Source organism: Terrabacter sp. 2RAF25 (assembly GCF_052115265.1).
GTDB lineage: Bacteria > Actinomycetota > Actinomycetes > Actinomycetales > Dermatophilaceae > Terrabacter.
On sequence record NZ_JBFRGJ010000007.1, the window covers coordinates 62497 to 79835 of the forward strand.

The 17339-nt window shown below is 70.0% G+C and carries 16 protein-coding genes; 8 read left to right on the forward strand and 8 right to left on the reverse strand.

What is annotated here, in order from left to right; genetic code table 11:
* Positions 1–66 precede the first annotated feature (66 nt).
* Positions 67–1167, reverse strand: a complete 1101-nt coding sequence (locus tag AB4091_RS17290) for a glycosyltransferase family 4 protein (RefSeq protein ID WP_442293244.1) — start codon at positions 1165–1167, stop codon at positions 67–69.
* Positions 1168–1207: 40 nt separating this feature from the next.
* Here AB4091_RS17290 and AB4091_RS17295 point away from each other — a divergent pair, with 40 nt between their 5' ends.
* From AB4091_RS17295 to AB4091_RS17310, 4 genes are read left to right on the forward strand one after another with little or no spacing between them, the layout of a single operon-like run.
* Complete coding sequence (locus AB4091_RS17295; protein WP_442293246.1) at positions 1208–2317, forward strand: glycosyltransferase; 1110 nt, start codon at positions 1208–1210, stop codon at positions 2315–2317.
* A 54-nt stretch (positions 2318–2371) separates the two neighbouring features.
* A complete protein-coding gene (locus AB4091_RS17300; protein ID WP_442293248.1) occupies positions 2372–3550 on the forward strand; it encodes an acyltransferase family protein in 1179 nt (392 codons plus the stop codon).
* Positions 3551–3562: 12 nt separating this feature from the next.
* Positions 3563–5407: an ABC transporter ATP-binding protein gene (locus tag AB4091_RS17305; protein WP_442293250.1), complete on the forward strand. Its 1845-nt coding sequence runs from the start codon at positions 3563–3565 to the stop codon at positions 5405–5407.
* Positions 5404–6369, forward strand: a complete 966-nt coding sequence (locus AB4091_RS17310) for a glycosyltransferase family 2 protein (RefSeq protein WP_442293252.1) — start codon at positions 5404–5406, stop codon at positions 6367–6369. The genes AB4091_RS17305 and AB4091_RS17310 overlap by 4 nt, the downstream gene beginning before the upstream one ends.
* Positions 6370–6379: 10 nt before the next feature.
* Here AB4091_RS17310 and AB4091_RS17315 read toward each other — a convergent pair whose 3' ends face one another.
* The gene (locus tag AB4091_RS17315; RefSeq protein WP_442293254.1) at positions 6380–6967 is read right to left on the reverse strand and encodes a hypothetical protein; all 588 of its coding nucleotides are present in this window, start codon (positions 6965–6967) and stop codon (positions 6380–6382) included.
* A 54-nt stretch (positions 6968–7021) separates the two neighbouring features.
* Between AB4091_RS17315 and AB4091_RS17320 the strand changes: the two genes are divergently transcribed.
* Positions 7022–8128, forward strand: coding sequence for an LCP family protein (locus AB4091_RS17320; protein ID WP_442293256.1), 1107 nt, complete (start codon positions 7022–7024; stop codon positions 8126–8128).
* Positions 8129–8173: 45 nt separating this feature from the next.
* Here AB4091_RS17320 and AB4091_RS17325 read toward each other — a convergent pair whose 3' ends face one another.
* Genes AB4091_RS17325 through AB4091_RS17340 form a run of 4 tightly spaced genes read right to left on the reverse strand, consistent with a single transcriptional unit; the run spans position 8174 to position 11225 of the window.
* A complete protein-coding gene (locus AB4091_RS17325) occupies positions 8174–8752 on the reverse strand; it encodes an arsenate reductase/protein-tyrosine-phosphatase family protein (protein ID WP_442293258.1) in 579 nt (192 codons plus the stop codon).
* Positions 8749–9351: a dTDP-4-dehydrorhamnose 3,5-epimerase family protein gene (locus AB4091_RS17330; RefSeq protein WP_442293260.1), complete on the reverse strand. Its 603-nt coding sequence runs from the start codon at positions 9349–9351 to the stop codon at positions 8749–8751. The genes AB4091_RS17325 and AB4091_RS17330 overlap by 4 nt, the downstream gene beginning before the upstream one ends.
* A complete protein-coding gene (gene rfbA, locus AB4091_RS17335; RefSeq protein WP_442293262.1) occupies positions 9351–10229 on the reverse strand; it encodes a glucose-1-phosphate thymidylyltransferase RfbA in 879 nt (292 codons plus the stop codon). Before rfbA ends, AB4091_RS17330 begins: the two co-directional genes overlap by 1 nt.
* Positions 10230–10286: 57 nt before the next feature.
* Positions 10287–11225, reverse strand: coding sequence for a hypothetical protein (locus AB4091_RS17340; protein ID WP_442293264.1), 939 nt, complete (start codon positions 11223–11225; stop codon positions 10287–10289).
* 82 nt (positions 11226–11307) lie between these two features.
* Between AB4091_RS17340 and AB4091_RS17345 the strand changes: the two genes are divergently transcribed.
* Positions 11308–12978: a polysaccharide biosynthesis tyrosine autokinase gene (locus tag AB4091_RS17345; protein ID WP_442293266.1), complete on the forward strand. Its 1671-nt coding sequence runs from the start codon at positions 11308–11310 to the stop codon at positions 12976–12978.
* 98 nt (positions 12979–13076) lie between these two features.
* Here AB4091_RS17345 and AB4091_RS17350 read toward each other — a convergent pair whose 3' ends face one another.
* Both AB4091_RS17350 and AB4091_RS17355 read right to left on the reverse strand, forming a co-directional pair.
* Positions 13077–13682 (reverse strand): arsenate reductase/protein-tyrosine-phosphatase family protein, encoded by a 606-nt coding sequence (locus AB4091_RS17350; RefSeq protein ID WP_442293268.1) that lies wholly within the window; start codon positions 13680–13682, stop codon positions 13077–13079.
* 167 nt (positions 13683–13849) lie between these two features.
* A complete protein-coding gene (locus AB4091_RS17355; RefSeq protein WP_442293270.1) occupies positions 13850–15193 on the reverse strand; it encodes a UDP-glucose dehydrogenase family protein in 1344 nt (447 codons plus the stop codon).
* Positions 15194–15268: 75 nt separating this feature from the next.
* Between AB4091_RS17355 and rfbB the strand changes: the two genes are divergently transcribed.
* On the forward strand, positions 15269–16282 hold the full coding sequence (gene rfbB / locus AB4091_RS17360; protein ID WP_442293272.1) for a dTDP-glucose 4,6-dehydratase: 1014 nt from the start codon (positions 15269–15271) through the stop codon (positions 16280–16282).
* The gene (rfbD, locus tag AB4091_RS17365; RefSeq protein WP_442293274.1) at positions 16279–17154 is read left to right on the forward strand and encodes a dTDP-4-dehydrorhamnose reductase; all 876 of its coding nucleotides are present in this window, start codon (positions 16279–16281) and stop codon (positions 17152–17154) included. The genes rfbB and rfbD overlap by 4 nt, the downstream gene beginning before the upstream one ends.
* Positions 17155–17339: the final 185 nt, after the last annotated feature.

Consider the following 17339-nt stretch of genomic DNA (forward strand, 5'->3'; position numbering starts at 1 on the left):
ATCGACGTCGCGGGGCGGGACCGGAGAATCCCGTTCGTCCCGTTGACAGGCGGCGTCCGCCCGGGGTCAGGGGTGCCAGCCGGCCTCGGCGAGCGCCTGCTCGAGCAGGTCGGTCGACCCCGCCCACGTGTAGCGCGCGGCGTTGCGCTGCCCGGCCTCGACGAGCTCAGAGCGACGAGCCGCGTCGGAGGCGATCGCGCGCACGGCCTCGACCAGCTGCTGCGGCTCGGAGGTGTCGCACAGCACCGCACCCTCGCCGGCCACCTCCGCCGTCGGCCCGGCACGCAGCGCGACGACGGGGCACCCGAGCCGCTGCGCCTCGACCACCGGGATGCCGAAACCCTCGTAGAGAGAAGGGAACACGAGCGCGGTCGCCGCGCCGTAGAGCCACGCCAGCTCGTCGTCGGACAGGCGACCCGCGAAGGTCGCGTGGCTCCAGCGCGCAGGACCCGCGTCGGCGAAGACGCGGTTGCCACCCCTCGCCCCCACGACGACCGAGCGGATCCCCGCCTCCTCCAGCGCATCGAGCGCAGGCACCAGGTTCTTGTGACGAGCGAAGGTGCCGACGCAGAGCACCCACGGCGTCCCGTCCGTCAGGTGCGCCTCGATGCCCCCGAGGTCCGGCACAGAGGGCGTGAAGCGGTCGACGTGGTCGCTGCCGTTCGGCACCACGCTGACGCGCTCCGGCGCCAGACCGAGCACGGACTCCAGCTCACCAGCACTGAACATCGACACGGTCAGCACCCGCACGGCCCGCCGCGCCAGCACGCGGTACAGCGCGCGATACCAGGTGCGGAAGCCGCGGCTGTAGGTCTCCGGGTGGCGGAAGACCGAGGCGTCGTGCAGCGTCGCGACCTGGCGACGCGCGAGCACCGGGGCCGGTCCGCCGAGGCTGAGCAGCAGGTCGCGGCGCGCGAGCCAGGGCAGCACGACCTGCTCGAAGACCTGACCGGTTGCGCGCGACTCGCGCACCTGCGCCGCACCCGAGATCTCGTCGGGCACGTGAGTTCCCTTGGGCACGTGGACGACCACGCGCTGTCCGTGCCGAGCCGCGAGACGCGTCACCAGCTCGAGGGCGTAGCGCTGGGTGCCGGTCGTGGCCTGGGAGAGGAATCTGCCGTTCACCGCCAGCACGGCGCTGCGGTGGCTCAGACTGAGGCTCGGCACCTGCCCGAATGTAGCGTCCGTCCTCACCGGATCGGAGACCATGACCGATCGACCGCGCGTCGCGATCGCGCACGACTACCTGACCCAGCGCGGCGGCGCCGAGCGGGTCGTCCTCGCGCTGCACCGCGCGTTCCCCGACGCGCAGATCCACACGACGCTCTACGACCCCGACGGCACGTACCCCGAGTTCCGGGATGCCGACGTCGTCGTCTCCCCCATCGACCGGCTGCTTCCCTTGCGCCGCAGGCACCGTGCCGCGCTGCCCCTGCTGCCGTATGCCGTCTCGCGCCTTCCCGTCGACGCCGACGTCGTCGTCGCGTCGAGCTCCGGCTGGGCGCACGGGGTGCCGGCGACCGGCCGCAAGCTCGTCTACTGCCACGCGCCGGCCCGGTGGCTCTACCAGACCGAGGCCTACCTCGGTGGGCCCGCGAACCGGTCGCTCCAGGGCCAGGGCCTCACCCTGCTCAGTGGCTGGCTGCGCAGGTGGGACCGGCGGGCGGCCGCGTCGGCGGACCGCTACCTGGCGAACTCGACGGTGGTCGGCGAACGCATCACGGCGGCATACGGGATCGGCGCCGAGGTGGTGCCGCCGCCCTACGGCATCGACGCCCACGACCCGCAGGCGCCCGTGGACCGGCTCGCCGACTGGGCCGACGACGGCTTCCTGCTCGTCGTGTCGCGCCTACTCCCCTACAAGAACGTCGACGTCGCGATCGACGCGGTGCGTGGCCTCGACGAACGCCTCGTCGTGGTCGGCTCGGGGCCGCTGGCGGCGCAGCTGCGGGCCGCAGCTCCCGACAACGTGCGGATCCTCAGCGACCTCACCGACGCGGAGCTGCGGTGGACCTACGCCCACGCGCGCACCCTGCTCGCGCCGAGCCTCGAGGACTTCGGCCTCACGCCGCTCGAGGCAGCGGCCTTCGGGGTGCCGACCCTGGCCCTGCACGGCGGCGGCTACCTCGACACGATCGACGAGGGCGTCAACGGCACCTTCTTCGAGGTGCCGACCGTCGAGGCGGTCCGCGATGCGGTCCTCGCTAACCGCGAACGACGCTGGGACGCCGACGCCATCCGGGCACACGCGACCCACTTCTCGGAGCAACGTTTTCGCGAACGCATGCACAAAGAGGTCGAACGCCTCATACGATGACGCCGGGGGCTGGACACGGGGGCGTGGTCCATCCTGCCCAGCGGAGGGGGATCAATGGATGGCACGAGCGCGCCGACTCCGGCGCGGACGACCGTGGCAGCACCGGCGGCGCCGGTCGCCCCTGTCGCCACCCGCCGGCTCGCGTACGTCGACACGCTGCGTGGTCTCGCCGCCCTCTGGGTGTTCCTGCTCCACGTGCACGGCTACTGGCTCGACAACGTGCGACCGCCGAAGCTCTCGGGCGACGGGCTGCTCGTGCGCGTCATGGGCTTCGGTGGTGCGGGCGTCGACATCTTCATCGTGCTCTCGGGCTTCTGCCTCACCCTGCCGCTGATCCGCGAGGGACGGGTGCGTGAGCTCGATCCCCGTCGCTTCTTCCGACGCCGCGCCTACCGGCTGCTGCCGGCCTACTACGCCGCCGTCCTGCTCGTCATGGGCCTGGAGCTCGTGCCGGCCCTGCGCGAGCGGCTCGTCGCGCACGACCTGACGGCCGTCGACGCGGTGACGCACCTGACCCTCACCTTCCCCCTCTTCGGCGACACGCTCGGGGCGGTGAACGGCTCGCTGTGGTCGATCTCGCTGGAGGCGACCCTCTACCTCGGGTTTCCGCTGCTGCTCCTCGTGCGCCGGCGGTGGGACATGCGGGGCGTCATGGTCACGACTCTCGGAGTCGCCCTCGTGTGGGCGGCGTTCGGGCTGTGGTGGGCCGGGCAGACCCATCCCGCAGGCCTGCTCCCCTCCACCGACAAGCTCTTCCCGGCGCGCTGGTTCCAGTTCGCGCTCGGCATGTGGGCCGCGACCCTCGTCCGGGCACCGCGCCCCGCCCATGCCGTGCGCGCGTGGGTCGCGCTGCCCGTCGCGGCGGCCGCGGGCCTGACTGGGTATGCCGCCGGCTGGGGCCCCTTGAGCGCCGTGGGTTTCGGGGTCGTGGCGGTGTGCCTGCTCGTGTTGCTGGCGCGCGTTCCCGACCGCGTGTTCGAGTCGGGTCCGCTGCGCTGGCTGACCGGGCTGGGCGTCATCTCCTACAGCTTCTACCTGCTGCACCAGCCCGTCCTGCTCCTGACGGCGGGCGTCGCTCGGCCGGACCAGTGGGGTGTCGGACCGACGACCGTCCTGGCCCTCGTGGTCGCGGGCACGACGACGGTGCTCGTCGCGTCCGTCTTCTACCACTTCATCGAGAAGCCGTTCCTCGTGCGTGGCAGCATGCGCAGCGTCGTGCGGTCGGGGGGCTGAGCCGTGCGCGCGATGTTCAGCAAGCTCAACGACGTCTTCGACCGAAGGACCAAGCAGAAGCTGCTGCTGGCCACGATCGGCCAGGTCGTCATCGCGACCCTCGACATGCTGGCGGTGGCCCTCGTGCTTCCCCTCGTCGACCTCGCCACGGGTGCCCCGACCGACGCGGGCGCCGTCGGGTTCGTCGCGAGGCTGCTCGATGAGCTCGACCGCGGCACGCTGACGGTCATCCTGACCGTTGCGGTGGTGGTGCTCTTCGTCCTCAAGGACGTGGGGTCGCTCGCGTTCACGTGGTGGGTCATCGGGTTCAACTTCCGTGAGCGGGTCAAGGTCTCCTCACGCCTTCTCGAGCACTTCCTGACGACGCCCTACACGACCGTGTCGCGGCGCAGCACCGCAGAGCTCTTGCGCACGATGAACGACTCGGTCAGCCAGGTCTTCAACTTCACGGTCGGCGGCCTCATGGGCGTCATGTCCGGCGGGATCGCCATTCTTGCCATCGTGGTCGGTCTGCTCGTCGTCGCCCCGCTGCCCACCGTGGCCGTCGTGGCGTACTTCGGGGCTGCGGCGCTGCTCTACAACCGCATGGTCAAGCCGCGCGCGCTGCGTGCCGGCCACCGGATGAACGAGGCGAACTTCGGCGCCTGGCGCACCTCTCTCGCTGCCCTGGGCGGGATCAAGGAGCTGCACATCCGTGGCACGCAGAGACACTTCGTCACGGCCTACCGAGACGTGTCCATGGAGGCGTCCGACGCCGGGCGGGTTGCCAACTTCCTCGGCAGCCTGCCGAAGTACCTGCTGGAGATCCTCTTCATCCTCGCCGTCGGCATCATCATGCTCCTCGCCGGGACCTCGGGCAGCGCCGGCAGGGGCAGCGCCGTGGGGCTGCTCGCGCTGTTCGTCGCGGCAGGTTTCCGCGTGCTCCCGTCCGTCACGGGCCTGCTCGGCAGCATCACGAACATCCGGGTCGGGACCGCGGCCCTGGACCTCGTGCACCAGGAGGTGCTGGCCGAGCGAGCACGCCAGCGCTCCCCCAGGGTCGACGGCCCGCCGATGCCCTTCACGCAGGCGCTGGTGCTGGAGAGCGTCTCCTTCCGCTACCCCGACGGCGCTGCCGACGTGCTGAAGGGGGTCGACCTCGTCGTGCCCCGTGGCTCCTCGCTGGCCGTCGTCGGCGGCAGCGGCGCCGGCAAGACGACCTTGGTCGACGTCGTGCTCGGCCTCCACGACCCCGTCTCGGGCCGCATCCTCGTCGACGGGCACGACATCGCCGGAGCGAAGCCGCTCTGGCAGCGAAACGTGGGATACGTCCCCCAGGACGTCTTCATGCTCGACATGTCCCTCGCCGACAACATCGCTTTCGACCAGGCGCGTGACGACATCGACGAGGACCGGCTGTGGTCGGCCATCCGGCAGGCTCAGCTGGAAGAGCTCGTCAAGGAGCTCCCCCACGGGCTCGACACGCAGCTCGGCGAGCGCGGCACCCGCCTCTCCGGCGGACAGAGGCAACGGGTCGGCATCGCCCGCGCGCTCTACCGGGCCCCGTTGCTCCTCGTCCTGGACGAGGCGACCTCGGCTCTCGACAACGAGACCGAGCACCGGATCAGCGAGACGATCCAGAGGTTGCACGGCGAGATCACCGTCGTGATCGTCGCGCACCGCCTGTCCACGGTGCGCGACGCCGACCAGATCGTCTACCTGAAGGACGGGCGGGTCGAGGCAACGGGCAGCTTCGAGGAGGTCCGGCTGGCCAACGCGGAGTTCGCGCGTCTCGTCGAGCTGGGCTCGCTCGACCGGCCGGCCGGCGAAGGCGCCCGCAACGGCCGGCTCGCATCGTCCGCGCAGGACCTGCGATGAGCGCGAAGCAGCAGCTCGGTGCGGTGAAGCGACGCACCGAGCAGTGGTGGCGCCCGGATGAGCGGGTCGTGCGCACCCGGGTCGCCGAGGGGCTGGTGCTCCCCGCGTTGCCGCCGCGCGGACGCAGCTCAGGGCTGAACGGCACCGGGAGCGTGTGGGCGGTGACCATGGTCAAGAACGAGGCCGACATCATCGCCACGACGCTGCGGCACCTGCTCGAGCAGGAGGTCGACGGGATCCTCGTCGCCGACAACGGTTCCACGGACGACACGCGCGTCATCATCGAGGACCTCGCGTCGTCGGCGCCGGTCTTCCTCGCTGACGACCGCGAGCCCGCCTTCTTCCAGGGGCAGAAGATGACCCGGCTGTCGCACTGGGCCCGCCGGGCGGGAGCCGCCTGGGTCATCCCCTTCGACGCCGACGAGCTGTGGTTCGCGAAGTCGCAGACGGTCGGCGCGTTCCTGCGGCAGAGCCCCGCCAGCATCGTGCGAGCGTCCATCTTCAACGTGGCACCGCTCGGCACAGGGGCCCGGGTGGGGGACGACGCGGGCTGGGTGATGGGGCGCCAGGCCTCGTGGTGGAAGAAGGTCGCCTTCCGCCCTCACCCCTTCATGGCGGTGGCCATGGGCAACCACGAGGTCGACCGCCCGGGACGTCCGGTGGACGGCCTCGGCATCGCACACCTGCCCTACCGCAGCCTCGCCCAGATGGCGAGCAAGCTGCGCGCCGGTGCCGCGTCGCTGAGCGACATCCCGGGCTCGTCCGGACTGCACTGGCGTGATCTCGGGTCGCTCTCGGACGAGGACCTCCGACAGGTCTGGTCGGATCTGCTCGCTGGCGACGCCGGTGAACGGGTGCAGTGGCTCCCCGAGGGCGACCTGGAGCCCGTCGACGTCTTCAGCTGGAGCTCCTGGGGATCTGATGTCCCCCTCTATGCCCAGGAAGCCGTGACGACACGCTGATCCCGCGCGCCTACCTGATCGCGTTGACGACGAGCACCCACGCCGCGACCGGCGCACCGACCGCGAGGATGATCGCCAGGACCCGCAGAGCGGCCGCGTGCGAGTACACCTTCGCGATCACCGCCGCGACGATGCCCACGGCGAAGACGCCGAGCGAGTAGTTCGCGAACCGGGCGCTCAACTCGACGATCTCGGGCGACTTCGTGATGTTGGCGATCGTGGCGGCCTTGCCGACCGGTCCCCACGGCGCAGGCAGCGGCACCTGGGCGAGCAGGAACACCGCCAGGCCGATCATGTCGGTGCGCAGGAACGAGGTGCGGCGCGCCGAGGCCTGGCTGCGGCTGCGAACCGCGGGCACGACCATCGGGGCGGGCGGGGTCAGCGCGCGCGGCAGGGTGAGGAAAAGCCCCGGGAGGCCGGCGAGCACGGCGAGGAGGCCGGCATACAGCTTCGGGCGGCCGTCGGAGGCGAAGGCGAAGACCGTGACGAGCGGCTCGGTCGCCCGCATGAGGACCCACACCCACGCCACGAAGAGCACTGCGCCGCCGATGACGAGGGGAACGTCCGAGTGGATCCGTCGTCTTCGTCCTCCAGTCACGGCCGTCAGTGTAAGCGGCAGTGGGAGCACGCCTTGACACCTACACTGGCGGCAATGGACGGCACCCGCGAACGAGACACCGACCTGTTCGAACGAGACCAGGTCGGCGCCAGCGACGGCTCGGGCGGCGGTGACGGCGGAGGCGGCGACGACGGTGGTGGCGGCGACGGCGGCTCGGACGGCCGGCCCAATCGCCGCGAAAAACGCCGCAACCGCAGGGTGCTCGTCGTCGCGCTCGTGCTGCTGCTCGTGCCGGTGCTCGCCGTCGGCGGCTACCTGGCGTGGCTCAACCACATCGTCACGAACAACGTGAAGCAGGAGCTGCTGCTGCCCGACTCCGCCGGCAGCGGGGCCCTGCCGACCGACAAGAACGGCGACGTCGTCACGCAGCCGGCGGGCAACGGCACCAACTACCTCATCATCGGCAACGACGCCGGGCCCGGGCGCGAGGGCGCCCGCTCCGACGTCATGGTGCTGGTCCACGTGCCCGACGACCACTCGAAGGTCACGCTCATCCACTTCCCGCGCGACCTCTACGTCTCGATCCCCGGCAAGGGCAAGAACAAGCTGAACGCCGCGTACGCGTTCGGCGGGTCGCCGCTGCTCGTGACCACCATGCAGAACATGCTCGGCATCCGCATCGACCACGTGGCGATGCTCGGCTTCGAGGGCTTCAAGGCGATGACCGACGCGGTGGGCGGCGTCGACGTCAACGTCGAGGAGGCGTCCACCGGCGACGGCAAGGTGTTCAAGAAGGGCGTCATGCACATGGACGGCGACACCGCGCTCGTCTTCGTGCGCCAGCGCAAGCAGCTGAGCGAGGGCGACATATCCCGTGGCCAGCGCCAGCTCGCGTTCATCAAGGGCCTGATGCTCAAGACGCTGAGCAAGGACGTGCTGACCAACCCGATCCGGCTCAAGGACTTCGCCGACGCGGCGACGAGCAACCTCACGGTCGACCAGAAGCTCGACGTCGGCACGATGCGCTCCGAGGCCTTCGCTATGCGGGGCCTGCGCGGCAGCGACATCCGCTTCATCACGGCGCCGTTCACCGGCTTCGGCACGAGCCCGGCAGGCGCGTCGATCGACATCGTCGACGAGGTGAAGATGGACGAGCTCGGCAAGGCCATCCGCGACAACGCGTTGGACTCCTACAAGTAGGCCAAGGGCGAATCGCCTTGTGGGAAGAGGCTGTCCGAGGTCGAGTCAGATCGAGGGCGGTCGCAGCGCGTCGGCGACGACGTCGATCTGCGACTCGATTTCGTGCGACATCCGGTCATATGCCTCAGGTCCGCGCCCGTAGGGGTCGTAGATGTCCGATTCGTCGGCCGTCCGCGCCGGGTTGAGCCCTCGGCGTCCGCGGGCGACGTCGGCGACGACCGCGGCCCACGGCACACCTGCGGGGGCGTTCCGGGCCTCGGCGGCGAGGTCGGCGTCGCGCACGAGGTCGGCGAGCTCGCCCAGGGTAAAGGTCTTGCGCAGCGCGCGCGGGTGCAGCGCGACGGCGTCGCCGCGGTGCTGCTGGGTCGCGGTGACGACGATGTCGGCCTCGTCGAGCAGCGCCGGCACGAGCTGGCGGGAGGCGAAGCCGGCTGTGTCGGCGCCGATGGCCGCGAGCGCGGCCGACGACCCCGACTCGATGTCGGCCCCGACGAGGGCACGCGTGCCCGCGCTCTCGACGACGGCATCGGTGCCGGCGAGGAGCTGGCGCAGGCGTCGCTCGAGGTAGGGCGAGCGGCACACGTTGCCGGTGCAGATGACGAGGATGCGCCCGACCGACGTCACGTGCGGACCAGCGAGCTGGTGTAGGCGACGCACTCCGCATAGGTCGGCAACAGGCCGGCCGCGGCGGCCTCGGACAGCGATGGCGCGGCCTCGTCCTTCGGCGACAGCAGCGGCTCGATGCCCGCGGGCATCGTCAGCCCGATCTCGGGGTCGAGCGGGTCGATGCCGTGCTCGGCGCCGGGGTTGTAGGTGCTCGAGCACATGTAGTGGGTCGTCGTGCCGTCCTCGAGCGCGCAGAAGGCGTGGCCCAGGCCCTCGAAGAGGTAGACGGCGCGGTGGTCGACCGCGTCGAGCAGCACCGAGTCCCACTGTCCGAACGTCGGCGAGCCCACCCTCAGGTCGACGACGAAGTCGATGAGCGAGCCGGCCAGCACGGTGATGAACTTCGACTGCCCCACGGGCACGTCGACGAAGTGGATGCCGCGCAGCACGCCGCGAGACGAGACCGACACGTTCGCCTGGAGCACGTCGATGGGTCGCCCGACCGCCTCCGCGAGGCGGTCGGAGCGAAATGACTCGAGGAAGACGCCACGGTCGTCGGGGAACTGCCGAGGGGTGATCTCGAAGGCGCCCTCGACGGCCAGCGGCCGGATCTCCATCAGGCCCGCTCCCGGGCCTCGGCGAGCAGGGTGTGCAGGTAGAGGCCGTAGCCGCTCTTGGCCTGCTCGTCGGCGTGTCGGGTCAGGCCGGCGTCGTCGAGCCACCCGTTGCGCCAGGCGACCTCCTCGACGCAGCCGATCTTGAGGCCCTGCCGCTCCTCGACGACGTGGACGTACTGGCTGGCCTCCATCAGTCCGGAGAAGGTGCCGGTGTCGAACCAGGCGGTGCCGCGCGGGAGGGGCGTGACGGTGAGGTCGCCGCGGCGGAGGTAGGCGTCGTTGACGGAGGTGATCTCCAGCTCGCCCCGCTCGCTGGGCACGAGGTTGCGGGCGATGTCGACGACGTCGTTGTCGTAGAAGTAGAGGCCGGGCACCGCATAGTTCGACTTGGGCCGGGCCGGCTTCTCCTCGATCGACCGCACCGTGCCGTCCTTGTCGAACTCCACGACGCCGTACGCGCGGGCGTCGGCGACCCGGTAGGCGAAGACGTGGCCGCCCACGACGTCGGTGTTGTTCTTCAGTGCGAGCCCGAGCCCCGGCCCGAAGAAGATGTTGTCGCCGAGCACGAGGGCGACGCTGTCGCCGCCGATGAAGTCGGCTCCGAGGATGAACGCCTGGGCGAGGCCGTCGGGACTCGGCTGGACGGCATACGTGATCGACATGCCCCACTGGGATCCGTCACCGAGCAGCCTGCGGAAGGCGTCGGCGTCGTCGGGGGTGGTGATGACGAGCACCTCACGGATGCCGGCCATCATCAGCGTCGCCAGCGGGTAGTAGACCATCGGCTTGTCGTAGACGGGCATCAGCTGCTTGCTGATGCCGCGCGTGATCGGGTGCAGGCGCGTGCCGCTTCCTCCGGCCAGGATGATCCCCTTCATGGTGGGTCAGCCTAGGCGGTGATGTCGGCGGCTCGTGCGGACTCCGCCTGAACCGGTTCAGACGGCCTTGCCCCACTTTGCGAGGTCAGCGCCGGCGCGCCACGTCGTTCCGGCCACCGATAGCCAGCCCGCGGACTCGACGACGCTGACCGACACGCGTCCGCCGGCGGTGTCGGCGTCGGTCTCGACGCAGGCGACCTTCGAGGCAGAGCGGCCCGACACGCGGGCGACCTCAACGCCCGAGCACTCGGAGGTGACCCGGGCGACGTAGGCCGTCGGGCCGGCCTTCTCGGAGCGCACGCTGAGCGCGACGGCACCCTCGACGGCAGCCGCCTGGCTCCAGCCCGCGCCGCCGTTGGTCGAGCGCATCAGCTGGCCGCCGGCACAGAGCGCGTAGGCGCTCGAGGCACTGGCGCGCGCGACGTCGGCGACCGCGGCGGTGCCGCACGGTCGGGCGTCGGTGCGCTGGGGCGTGATGACGGTCTGGGGCGAGGCGCCACCGGGCGTGCGGGACCAGCCGCCCTCGACCGCCCGAGGCCCGCGCCACGTCTTGCCCTCGTCGTCCGTGGGGTACTCCCCCACGGCGCAGCCGGTGCGGGCGGCGATGACGAAGCCGCGGCCTGCGTCGCCGACGGGCTGCACGCGGCCGAGGGCGCCGGTGGGGGCGGTCCGTTTGGTCCACGTCTTGCCGCCGTCGTCGGTCATCTGGATCGAGGCGCCGCCGTCGGCGCAGGTTCCGAGCACGGCCCGCCACGCCCGGGTCGCGCTCGCCGCCACGATGACCTCGCGGACAGGCTGGACCGTCAGCTTCTTGGTCGGCTCGGACGTGGGCGCCTGCGTGCCGATCGAGGTGGCCGCCGCGCTGGTCGGTGCGACGGCCCCCGCCTTGTCGGGGCGGAAGGCGAGCACCACCAGCAGGGCGTCGACGACGAGCAGGGCGAGCAGGCCTGCCAAGGCCAGTCGCCCCACGGACTTGTCCGTCAACCACCGAATCACGCCGCCACTCTACGGACAGGTTGGACGAATGCGGCGCAACTGGGTGGCTCGGCATAGGATGCGCGGGAGGGGCCGTGTCGAAATGTCCGATGTCCATGCTAAGAGCGGCCCTCTTCACAACGGAAAGACGGGGACCGTGGAACTGCAGGACTACCTCAACGTGATCAGGAAGCGATGGATGATCATCGCCGCTGTCACGCTCGTGACCCTCGGTCTCACAGCCGCCTACACGGCGCTGACGCCCCGCGCGTACGGGTCGTCGACTCGCTTCTTCGTGAACACGACGAGCGACGACACCACCGTTGCGCTCGCTCAGGGCAACACCTTCACGCAGGCCCGAGTCAAGACCTATGCGCAGATTCTCGAGGACCCGGCGGTGCTCCAGCCGGTCATAGATGCCGTCAAAATCGGCGGCACCACCGACGAGCTCGCCGCGCGCGTGACCTCCACGATCCCGCCGGACACTAGCCTCATCGACGTCACGGTGACGGAGTCGAGCCCCCAGCGGGCTCAGCAGCTCGCCACAGCCATCAGCGAGGTGTTCCCGCGATACGTGGACAGCATCGAGTCGAAGTCCAATAGGCAGTCCCCTGTGACTCTTTCGGTCACGCGACCTGCCACGCTCGAGACGACCCCCGTGAGCCCGAAGCCCACGCGCAACCTCGCACTCGGCCTCGTCCTGGGCTTGCTCCTCGGCTTCGGTGTCGCGTTGCTTCGCGACGTGCTCGACAAGTCGGTCAAGTCGCAGCGTGACCTCGAGACAGTGACCGACCGCACCATCCTCGGTGGAATCGCCTTCGACGCTGACGCAGCCACCCACCCGCTCATCGTCCAGGTCGACCCCCGATCGCAGCGCGCCGAGGCCTTCCGCTCGCTGCGCACCAACCTGCAGTTCATCGACGTGGCCAATCCGCCGAAGTCGATCGTCATCACCTCCTCGCTACCGGGTGAGGGCAAGTCGACGACCACCGCGAACTTGGCGCTGAGCCTCGCCGACACCGGGCTCAAGGTCGTCGTCATCGAGGGCGACCTGCGCCGCCCGCGCCTGCTCGACTACCTCGGCTTCGAGGGCTCCGTCGGGCTGACCGACGTGCTCGTGGGGCGGGTCGATGTGGAGGACGTGCTTCAGCCTTTCGGCCGCACGGGTCTTCGCCTGCTCGGAGCCGGCCCCATCCCACCGAACCCGAGCGAGCTGCTCGGCTCCGCGAACATGGAGCAGCTCGTCACCGACCTCAGCGAGCGCTACGACTACGTGCTCATCGATGCTCCCCCGCTCCTTCCTGTGACCGACGCGGCCGTGCTCAGCACGATCGTGGACGGCGCCCTGGTGGTCGTCGGAGCCGGGGTGGCCCAGCGTGAGCATGTGCGTCGTGCCCTCGAGTCACTCGAGGCCGTCAACGGCTCGGTGCTCGGCCTCATCCTCAACCGCGTCAAGGTCAAGGACTTCGGGAGCGGCTACGGCACCTACGAGTACGACTATCGCCCCGAGAGCGAGCGCCAACGCGCCAAGGACAAGGGTCCCCGCCGGCTGCGTCGGCCCGTTGCCGCCGACGACGAGGCTGCGCTGGTCGTTCCGCGCCCCAAGGCCGCTGCGGCTCGCCCGACAGCCGCGCCGGAAGGCGGCCATCCAACAGCACCGATAGCACGGCTCGGTGACTACGGTCCTGGCCCCATGGCGCACCCGTCGGCCGCGGACGAGCGCCCGAACGGACCGGTTCCCAACGACCCCGCCGACATCGCCACCTACCGCTGAGCCCCCTGCCTTCGGTCAGGCAGTCGAGCTGACACGAAGAGGACGCCTGCATCGCAGGCGTCCTCTTCGTATTCGTGGGTCCGGTGCGGCCTTGGCCGTCAGCGGCTGTGGCTCGCCCTCGCCGACCCCGCTACGGCCCCGAGAGCCTGCACAATCGTGCCGAGGCAGTCCTCGATGCGGTCGAAGGCCTCTGCGTGGGTACGTGCCGAACGGCCGTAGGGGTCTACGACGTCGATGAGATCGAGGTCGCGGGGGGCCACGGTTCCTCGCGCCGCGGCCGCCTCCGCCGCCACCTGGGGCAGCCACGGCTGAGCCGGGTTGATAGGGCGCCACGTGCCAGAGGCACTGCACAGGTCGGCGAAGTCGCCGAGGGCGAACGCCCTGCGCATCACGGCGGGGTTCAGTCGTGAGACCTGGCCCCGGTGGGTGCGCGTCATGGTCAGCACCAGCTCCGCCGATCCGAGGATCTCGCGGGTGACACTCCGTGCCGCGAAGCCGGTCACGTCGGCTCCCTGTTGGCGCAATGAGTCTCGTGTCTCGGTCTCGAAGTCCGAGCCGACAAGAGCTCCCGTGCCTGCGCTGACGATCTCCACCCCGGCGGCAGGGAGCAGTTGCCTCAACCTGCGTTCGGCATAGGGCGACCGGCAGATGTTGCCGGTGCAGACGAACAAAATTCCCCGGTTGCGAGAGGCGTCCCCGAGCATCCACTTCCCCCTGATCAGCGGTCTTGCGACGTACCGGTTGATCGTAGGTGCCCGACTTGTGAAGTTCTTGCAAATCCACGATTTGAGTAAGAAATCTTAAAGCGAACGTAAAGTTCGCCGACCGCACCGCCCCGCCGTTGGTTCACCACGGGGCGGTACGGGTCACGTCACGCTGACGGGCCTGACCGACGCCCCATACCTCGGTACTCCCAGCCCGAATCAGTCCACCGCTGCGGGTCCAGCACGTTGCGCCCGTCGATGACGCGCGGTGTGGCTACGAGCGACTTCGCGTGGGCCGGGTCGATCGCGACGTATTCCTTCCACGCCGTCAGCAACATGACGAGGTCCGCGCCGTCTAGGGCCTCATCTGCGGTGTCGACGATCTGCAGGTCAGGGCGCAGCGCGCGCACGGCCTCGGCGCCGGCGGGGTCGGTGGCCACGACGTTAGCCCCGCGTCCCCATAGCCGGCCGGCAATGTCGAGGGCCGGCGAGTCTCGCACGTCGTCGCTGTCGGGCTTGAAGGTGAGCCCGAGGACGGCCACCTTGACGCCGACCAAGCGTCCCCCGGCCATGGTGCTGGCCAGCTCGACGGCATGGTCGCGGCGCCGCATGTTGATGGAGTCGACCTCGCGCAGGAAGGTCAGCGACTGGTCGACCCCAAGCTCACCCGCGCGAGCCATGAAGGCGCGGATGTCCTTGGGCAGGCAGCCACCGCCGAAGCCGATGCCGGCCTGGAGGAACTTCGGCCCGATGCGGTCGTCGTGACCGATGGCCTCGGCCAGGCGGGACACGTCGGCGCCTGTGGCGTCGCACAGCTCGGCCATGGAGTTGATGAACGAGATCTTGGTCGCTAGGAACGAGTTCGCGGCAACCTTGACGAGCTCGGCCGTGGGGTAGTTGACAAGCAGCCTCGGGATGCCGGCCTCGAGGATCGGCGCATAGACCTCGTCCAGCGCAGAGCGTGCGGTGTCGCCCGCCGCATGGTCGTCCGGAAGGCCGTAGACCACCCGGTCCGGCGTGAGGGTGTCCTGGACCGCCAAGCCTTCGCGCAGGAACTCGGGGTTCCAGACGACGACCGCGTCCAGGCCGGCCTCTGCGATCCGCTCGGCGATGGCCTGCGCCGTGCCGACCGGCACCGTCGACTTGCCGACGATAACGAGCGGCCCGTCGGGCTGGGGCCGGGCGTGCGTGAGGATGTCGTCGACCGCGCTCCAGACATAGCTGAGGTCAGCCGCATAGCTGCCCCCGCGCTGTGGCGTGCCGACGGCGATGAAGTGCACCCGCGCCTGGGAGAGCGCGGACTTGTCGGTGGTAAAGGTCAGGTCGCCGCCGTCGACGCCTTTGCGCAGCAGCGGCTCGAGCCCGGGCTCGTGGAACGACGGAATACCCGCGGCGAGCTTGCTCACCTTCTCCGGGTCGACGTCGACACCGACCACCTCGTGACCGAAGTCAGCCATGCAGGCGGCGTGCACCGCTCCCAGATACCCACACCCGATGACTGAGATCTTCACGCCCGGCAGCATATCGAGCGTCACGGGCGCAGCCGTCAGCGGCGAGGCCACGCACACTTCGTTACCCTCGGCCTCATGCGCGTCCTTGTCACCGGCGGAGCCGGCTTCATCGGTTCGAACTTCATCCTGCGCACGCGCGAGACGCGGGCGGCGTGGACGCTGACCGCGCTCGACTCGATGACGTACGCCGCCAACCGGCACTCCCTGGCGCCCGTGCTCGCCGATCTGGGCGGCGACGGCTCCGTGCAGCTCGTCGAGGGCTCGGTCGCCGATGCGGGCCTCGTCGACCGGCTCGTGGCTGACCACGACGTCGTCGTCCACTTCGCGGCTGAGTCGCACAACGACAACAGCCTCGACAGCCCGTGGCCCTTCGTCGAGAGCAACGTCGTCGGCACCTTCACGCTGCTCGAGGCGGTCCGCCGTCACGAGAGGCGCTTGCACCACATCTCGACAGACGAGGTGTACGGCGACCTCGAGCTCGACGACCCCGAGCGCTTCACCGAGGCCACCCCGGTCAACCCCTCGAGCCCCTACTCGGCCACGAAGGCGGGAGCCGATCTGCTCGTCCGTGCGTGGATTCGGTCGTTCGGAATCCAGGCCACCGTGAGCAACTGCTCGAACAACTACGGCCCTCGCCAGCACGTCGAGAAGTTCATCCCCCGTCAGATCACCAACATCCTCCAGGGCATCAGGCCCAAGCTCTACGGATCTGGACTCAACGTGCGCGACTGGATCCACGTCGACGACCACAACGACGCCGTGATCGCCATTCTCGAGCAGGGTCGTCTCGGCGAGACCTACCTCATTGGCGCCGACGGTGAGCGCAACAACCTCGACATCGTGCGCATGCTGCTCGAGATCATGGGCAAGCCGGCCGACTGGTTTGACCACGTCAACGACCGCCCCGGCCATGACCTCCGTTACGCCATCGACTCCACCAAGCTGCGGGCCGAGACCGACTGGCAGCCTCGATACAGCGACCTGCGTGCTGGGCTTGCGGCCACCGTGGACTGGTATCGCGAGAACGAGGACTGGTGGTCGTCCGCGAAAGTCGATGCCGAGCGCACCTACGCACGCCTGGGCCGATGACCGACACCGGCGCCGGGCGCGCACTCGTGACCGGGGCCGGCGGGATGCTCGCTCATGACCTCGTGCCCGCCCTGCGGGCGGCTGGCTGGGTCGTCACCGCGTTGGGTCGTCGCGACCTCGACGTCACCGACGCGGCGCAGTGCGTTGCCGCGGTCGAGGGGCACGACCTCGTCGTCAACACGGCCGCCTACACGGCCGTCGACGCGGCAGAGTCAGACGAGGCGGCCGCATTCGCCGTCAACGCCGTCGGGGCCGCCAATGTGGCACGGGCTAGCTCGTGGGCAGGGGCGCGACTCATGCACATCTCGACCGACTACGTCTTCGACGGAGTCGCCAGGGAGCCCTATGGCGTGGATCACCCCATAGCTCCACGCTCCGCCTATGGCCGCACGAAGGCTGCCGGGGAGTGGGCGGTTCGAGCACTCTGCGCTGATTCGTGGGTGGTACGCACCGCATGGCTCTATGGAGCCGGAGGCCCCAACTTCGTCTCGACGATGCTCCGTCTCGCAGGCGAACGCGAGACCCTCAGCGTCGTCGACGACCAGCGCGGGCAGCCCACCTCGACGGTCGACCTCGCCGAACTGCTGCTGCGCCTTGTGGCGGCGGAGGCGCCAATTGGCACATACCACGGCACGTCGTCCGGTGAGACGACCTGGTTCCGCTTCGCCCGCGCCATCTTCGAGGAGTCCGGGCTAGACCCTGAGCGGGTGCTTCCGACGACAACCGGCGCTCACACGCGCCCGGCGCCACGCCCCGCCTACAGCGTGCTCTCCCACAGCTCGCTTACTTCGATCCCGGTCGCGCCGATAGCCGACTGGCGGGACGGCATCCGGCCGTACCTGACGTCGGTGACCCGGCCCCCACAGCGCTGAAGTGAAGTCCCTTTGAGGTCGGCCTGGACCTGTTCGATGATCGCGTGGACCTCTGCGTCCGTGTCGGGTGCCAAGCACGTCAGGGTCGGTGGCCAACGCAGGAAAGCGCCCAGCGTGGAGCAGGGTCCTCGACCTCGCTTCGCTGCGGTTCGGGACAACTGAGGACGAACGTCTCCGCAGTGGTG

Excerpts from the sequence above, each read along its gene's own strand:
- AB4091_RS17310 (WP_442293252.1), top strand. The coding sequence starts at position 5,404 with ATGAGCGCGAAGCAGCAGCTCGGTGCGGTGAAGCGACGCACCGAGCAG.
- AB4091_RS17305 (WP_442293250.1), top strand. The coding sequence starts at position 3,563 with ATGTTCAGCAAGCTCAACGACGTCTTCGACCGAAGGACCAAGCAGAAG.
- rfbD (WP_442293274.1), top strand. The coding sequence starts at position 16,279 with ATGACCGACACCGGCGCCGGGCGCGCACTCGTGACCGGGGCCGGCGGG.
- AB4091_RS17330 (WP_442293260.1), bottom strand. The coding sequence starts at position 9,351 with ATGGAGATCCGGCCGCTGGCCGTCGAGGGCGCCTTCGAGATCACCCCT.
- AB4091_RS17300 (WP_442293248.1), top strand. The coding sequence starts at position 2,372 with ATGGATGGCACGAGCGCGCCGACTCCGGCGCGGACGACCGTGGCAGCA.
- AB4091_RS17350 (WP_442293268.1), bottom strand. The coding sequence starts at position 13,682 with ATGCTCGGGGACGCCTCTCGCAACCGGGGAATTTTGTTCGTCTGCACC.
- rfbB (WP_442293272.1), top strand. The coding sequence starts at position 15,269 with ATGCGCGTCCTTGTCACCGGCGGAGCCGGCTTCATCGGTTCGAACTTC.
- rfbA (WP_442293262.1), bottom strand. The coding sequence starts at position 10,229 with ATGAAGGGGATCATCCTGGCCGGAGGAAGCGGCACGCGCCTGCACCCG.
- AB4091_RS17345 (WP_442293266.1), top strand. The coding sequence starts at position 11,308 with ATGTCCGATGTCCATGCTAAGAGCGGCCCTCTTCACAACGGAAAGACG.
- AB4091_RS17295 (WP_442293246.1), top strand. The coding sequence starts at position 1,208 with ATGACCGATCGACCGCGCGTCGCGATCGCGCACGACTACCTGACCCAG.
- AB4091_RS17320 (WP_442293256.1), top strand. The coding sequence starts at position 7,022 with ATGGACGGCACCCGCGAACGAGACACCGACCTGTTCGAACGAGACCAG.